This window comes from Bacteroides sp. D1, assembly GCF_000157095.2.
In the GTDB taxonomy this organism is placed as follows: Bacteria; Bacteroidota; Bacteroidia; order Bacteroidales; family Bacteroidaceae; genus Bacteroides; species Bacteroides xylanisolvens.
Window position 1 is genome coordinate 69,138 of record NZ_JH114349.1, and the last position, 1,829, is coordinate 70,966.

Below are 1,829 nucleotides of genomic sequence, written 5' to 3' on the forward strand. Positions count from 1 at the left end.
AAAGACCGTCAATGAGCCAACAGCTTCAGAGATACCATCTTGTTGCAGATTATCGTAGCCAAGACTGAATCTGAAATCATGGAATAATCCCCTATTTGTAGGAGTATTTTCTTTTTTTGATGTATATTTGTACGTTGTAGATATGGCTTGTTGCATTGTAACTCTTAATGATGTGGTGTCTTTAAAGTTACTAAAAAGCAAACATATCTACAACTTTTTATAGGATTAAGAAAGAAGAAGAGGGAAACCGTCGAAATAAAAAAGAGATTACCACCAAATTTGACGAAGAACCTTTTTCAAACTTTATTGTAGGGAAAATTAGAGGTAATAGTGGCTTGAGGAAAAGAATCTTTTAACCTTGCGTGAGAAGGAGTTCTATTAAAAATATATATATTTGTAAGACAGGTGGCTGGCGTTAATTTATAAAAGCAGAGATTATGAGCAATAAAATTTATCCTATCGGCATTCAGAATTTCGAAAAGATTCGTAATGACGGTTATTTCTATATTGATAAAACTGCATTAATGTATCAAATGGTCAAGACCGGAAGTTATTACTTCTTGAGTCGTCCGCGCCGTTTTGGAAAGAGTCTGCTCATTTCTACCTTGGAGGCTTATTTCCAAGGGAAAAAGGAACTGTTTGAAGGATTGGCTGTGGAAAAGTTGGAAAAGGATTGGATAAAGCATCCTATATTGCATCTCGACCTTAATATTGAGAAGTATGACACGCTGGAAAGTCTGGATAAAATATTGAATGATAATCTTGAATATTGGGAAAGCCAATACGGCACCCGTCCGTCTGAAACATCCTTTTCCCTGCGCTTTGCCGGTATCATTCAGCGTGCTTGCGAAAAGACGGGGCAACGTGTAGTTATTCTGGTAGATGAGTATGACAAACCTATGTTATAAGCCATCGGCAATGAAGAACTTCAAAAGCAATTCCAAAATACCCTGAGGCCATTTTATGGCGCTTTGAAAACGAAGGACGGGTATATAAAGTTTGCTCTGCTTACCGGCGTGACAAAGTTTGGCAAAGTCAGTGTATTCAGTGACTTGAACAATTTGGATGATATTTCAATGTGGAATGAGTATGTCGAAATTTGTGGTGTCAGCGAGCGTGAAATCCATGAAAATCTGGAAGCGGAACTACATGAATTTGCAGCAGCACGTGGAATAACGTATGATAAACTCTGTGAAGATTTGAGAGAGTGTTATGACGGCTATCATTTTAAAATAGGAATAAATTTCAGCGCAGAAACTCGTAATATCGAAAAGTGGATCGTGGAATCTTGAATGTATATAGAATTTCTGTTAGGTATAGGAAAATAGAACTTACATTTGAGTGCACTATATAATAATGTATAGGTTTCCATATAAGGATGTGTCTATCTGAAAAAATATACTCTATGACATCGTTATCAATCAATGAGTTACAAAAAAAGTTTCAAGAAAGAGCCGAAAAATAGTCAGATATATTTGGATGTTATTGATAAGTTGTCTACTTTTGCACCCGCTTTGCTAGAGAGACAGAGCCTAATGATTGACATTCTGCTACAAGATTGAGGCATCAGAAAATAAAAACAAAAAAACTTTGAAAAAAGTTTGGAAGTTATCTGAAAAAGTCCTTATCTTTGCATCCGCTTTCGCAAAGAAAGCAGGCGCGGCGGAAGCCACGTTAGTTCTTTGAAATATTGATAAACAATACAAGTAGTACAAGTAAAAAAAATAGAACCGTCAATATTTGTCCGAGAGAGTAGCGATACGATTGAGGATGATAGGTATTTGAATAAGGTCAATAAAATTACGGCGTCCTGAACAGAGCAAAAAAAA

General features: G+C 36.2%; 1 pseudogene. It reads left to right on the top strand.

The features are described 5' to 3' along the window. Positions 1-437: 437 nt before the first annotated feature. Positions 438-1,229, top strand: a pseudogene (locus BSAG_RS0223445) (AAA family ATPase); the annotation flags it as partial. Between the last annotated feature and the right edge of the window lie 600 nt (positions 1,230-1,829).